The sequence below is a fragment of the Actinosynnema sp. genome, from assembly GCF_052038725.1.
The window spans coordinates 1-3,096 of record NZ_JBQGCX010000180.1; the positions used below are offsets into that span (position 1 = coordinate 1).

3 protein-coding genes are annotated in these 3,096 nt (G+C 69.7%); 2 read left to right on the forward strand and 1 reads right to left on the reverse strand.

Annotated elements, in window-relative coordinates; all coding sequences use genetic code 11:
• On the reverse strand, window positions 1–735 hold a 735-nt coding region (locus ACTUAL_RS03320; protein ID WP_440899229.1), incomplete at its 3' end, for a class I SAM-dependent methyltransferase.
• A 62-nt stretch (window positions 736–797) separates the two neighbouring features.
• Here ACTUAL_RS03320 and lysS point away from each other — a divergent pair.
• Both lysS and ACTUAL_RS03330 read left to right on the forward strand, forming a co-directional pair.
• Entirely contained in the window at window positions 798–2,309 is a 1,512-nt protein-coding gene (lysS, locus tag ACTUAL_RS03325) for a lysine--tRNA ligase (RefSeq protein WP_096491192.1), read from the forward strand.
• Between the two features lie 118 nt (window positions 2,310–2,427).
• The gene (locus tag ACTUAL_RS03330) at window positions 2,428–2,778 is read left to right on the forward strand and encodes a histone-like nucleoid-structuring protein Lsr2 (RefSeq protein WP_012782962.1); all 351 of its coding nucleotides are present in this window, start codon (window positions 2,428–2,430) and stop codon (window positions 2,776–2,778) included.
• The last annotated feature ends 318 nt before the right edge of the window (window positions 2,779–3,096 follow it).

Consider the following 3,096-nt stretch of genomic DNA (forward strand, 5'->3'; position numbering starts at 1 on the left):
GAACGCGTCCCGGGTCGCCTCCGGGGAGCGCTGGATGGCCTGCGCGTGGGCCACCAGGGCCCGCCGCTCGGCCTGGGGCTGGGGCGCCACCCGGGCGGGCGGCCGCCGCGGCGCCACGAGCGACTCGGGGGTCCTGCGCTGCCGGGGCGCGAACCGCGCGGTCTCCTGCTCGTGGAACATCTCGTGCCGGGGCATGATCTCGGCGGGCGCGCCCGCCGAGCTGATCTTGTGCGGGTCGCCGTCCGCGCCCCACACGGCGGCCAGGTAGTCGGCCACCCACGGCACGCTGTGGTCGTCCCCGGTCCACAGCGCCGCCAGCACCCCGCCCGGCCGCAGCACGCGGGCGATCTCCGCCAGCGCCCGCGCCTGGTCGAACCAGTGGAACGCCTGCCCCACCACGACCGCGTCGACCGTCCCGCCCGGCACCGGGATGCGCTCCGCCGTGCCCGGCAGGGCCCGCACGCCCCCGTTGCGCCTGACCAGCTCCGACAGCATCTGCTCGTCGGGCTCGACCGCCGTCACGTGGTGGCCCAGCGCCACCACGCCCTCGGTCAGCTTCCCCGTGCCCGCCGCCAGGTCCAGCACGCGCAGCGGCGAGCTCTCCAGGGGGTCCAGGCACCACTTGATCGCCTCGGCCGGGTAGTCGGGCCGGTGCTCCGCGTAGGCGGACGCTTGAGCCCCGAAAGACGCGGCCCGGCGAGCCCACAGGTCCGCGTGGTCTTCTGCGCTCGTCACCACCCACACCCTAGTGAGAACCGGTTCGATTCCCCGATAGCCCTTTCCGTACCCTTCCCGGTGTGAGTGAGCAGCCGCAGAACGGTTCCCCGACCAGCGACGACGACCTTCCCGAGCAGCTCAGGGTCCGCAGGGAGAAGCGGGCGCGGCTGCTGGAGCGCGGAGTCGACCCGTACCCGGTCGAAGTCGCCCGCACGCACTCGCTGCGCGAGGTGCGCGAGGCGCACACCGGGCTGGAGCCCGACACCAGCACCGGCGAGGTGGTCGGCGTGACCGGCCGCGTCATGTTCATCCGGAACACCGGCAAGCTCGCCTTCGCGACCCTGCGCGAGGGCGACGGCACCGAGCTCCAGGCCATGCTGAGCCTGAACAAGGTCGGCGAGCAGGCGCTCGCCGACTGGAAGAGCGACGTCGACCTCGGCGACCACGTTTTCGTGCGCGGAGAAGTGATCACCTCCCGGCGCGGGGAACTGTCCGTGATGGCGGACGAGTGGGCCATCACGGCGAAGGCGCTGCGCCCGTTGCCGGTCGCCCACAAGGAACTCGCGGAGGAAACCCGCATTCGGCAGCGGTACGTCGACCTGATCCTGCGGGAACAGGCGCGCGACACCGTGCGCAACCGCGCCAAGCTGGTGCGCTCTCTGCGCGAGTCGTTCCACCGCAGGGGTTTCACCGAAGTCGAGACCCCGATGTTGCAGACCTTGCAGGGGGGTGCGGCGGCGCGGCCGTTCGTGACCCGCTCGAACGCGCTGGACATCGACCTGTTCCTGCGCATCGCGCCGGAGTTGTACCTGAAGAGGTGCGTGGTCGGCGGTATCGAGAAGGTCTTCGAGATCAACCGGAACTTCCGCAACGAGGGCATCGACTCCTCGCACTCGCCGGAGTTCTCGATGCTGGAGTACTACGAGGCGTACGCGACGTACGACACGAACGCGGTGATGACCAGGGAGCTGATCCAGGAGGCGGCCATGGCCGTCGCCGGTTCGCACGTGGTCACCCTGGTCGACGGCACCGAGTACGACCTGGGCGGCGAGTGGACCACGCTGACCATGTACGGCTCGCTGTCCGAGGCCGCAGGCGTCGAGGTCACGCCCGAGACCAGCGTCGACGACCTGCGCGCGCTCGCGGGGAAGGTGGGTCTGGAGACCGACCCGAAGCTCGGCCACGGCAAGCTCGTGGAGGAGCTGTGGGAGCACCTGGTGGGCGACCACCTGCACGCGCCCACGTTCGTCCGGGATTTCCCGGTCGAGACCTCGCCGCTGACCCGCCAGCACCGCAGCACCCCCGGTGTGGCGGAAAAGTGGGACCTCTACGTGCGCGGTTTCGAGTTGGCGACCGGATACTCCGAACTGGTCGACCCGGTGGTCGAGCGGGAGCGGTTGGAAGCGCAGGCCAGGCTGGGCGCGAGCGGTGACGTGGAAGCGATGCCGGTCGACGAAGACTTTCTGCGATCGCTGGAGTACGGAATGCCACCGAGCGGTGGTGTGGGAATGGGCATCGACCGCCTGCTGATGGCCATCACGGGCCTCGGTATCCGGGAGACGATCCTGTTCCCCCTCGTGCGCCCGGAATGAGTAACTTCTAGGACTCCGTGCGGCGCATTCCTCGACTTGTGCGCTAACCTGCTGGCGCACATGTTTTTTGGTCGCGGTCGGGGAGCACGCCGCGCATTCGAGTCCCAGGAGGATACGCATGGCGCAGAAGGTCACCGTGACCCTGGTCGATGACCTGGACGGCGGTGTCGCCGAGGAGACGGTCGACTTCGGCCTGGACGGTGTGGCTTACCAGATCGACCTTTCTTCGGTGAATGCGGGCAAGCTGCGCTCCGCGCTCGGCGCGTTCACCACCGCCGCCCGCAAGACCGGTGGTCGCAAGCGCGGCCCCGGCCGCCCGGCAGGCGTGAAGGCCGCCGCCCGACCCGCCTCGGCGGACCGCGAGCAGAACCAGGCGATTCGGGAGTGGGCCCGCAAGCAGGGCATGAAGGTCTCCGACCGCGGTCGCATCCCGGCCGAGGTGCTGGAGGCCTACCACCAGCAGGGGTGAGGATTGAGTGGCGCTCGCCACGGCAATTCCACTGACCCGCGAAGGGGCGCCGGATGAATGATACGGCACCCCGTCGGCTTGTTTTGACAAAGTTCTCCGGAGTCAACGGGCAATACCCAAATGAGACGTGCGTCGCGCTTCGATCTTGGGTTGCCGGGTGGTTTGCCCTGCGGTTCCCACTGCGGGTGCGCGACCGATCACCCAGGGAAAACCCCCGCGACTTGTCGGGGTCGTCCGGGGGAACCCGCTGGTCACGACGCCGGGCAAGTTCGGTTAGGCTCACCTCACCGTCCACGGCGGGGCATGAGGAGAGCGCGT

What these genes read in the sequence shown, in the direction of transcription:
- ACTUAL_RS03330 (WP_012782962.1), top strand. Translation starts at nt 2,428, where the DNA reads ATGGCGCAGAAGGTCACCGTGACCCTGGTCGATGACCTGGACGGCGGT.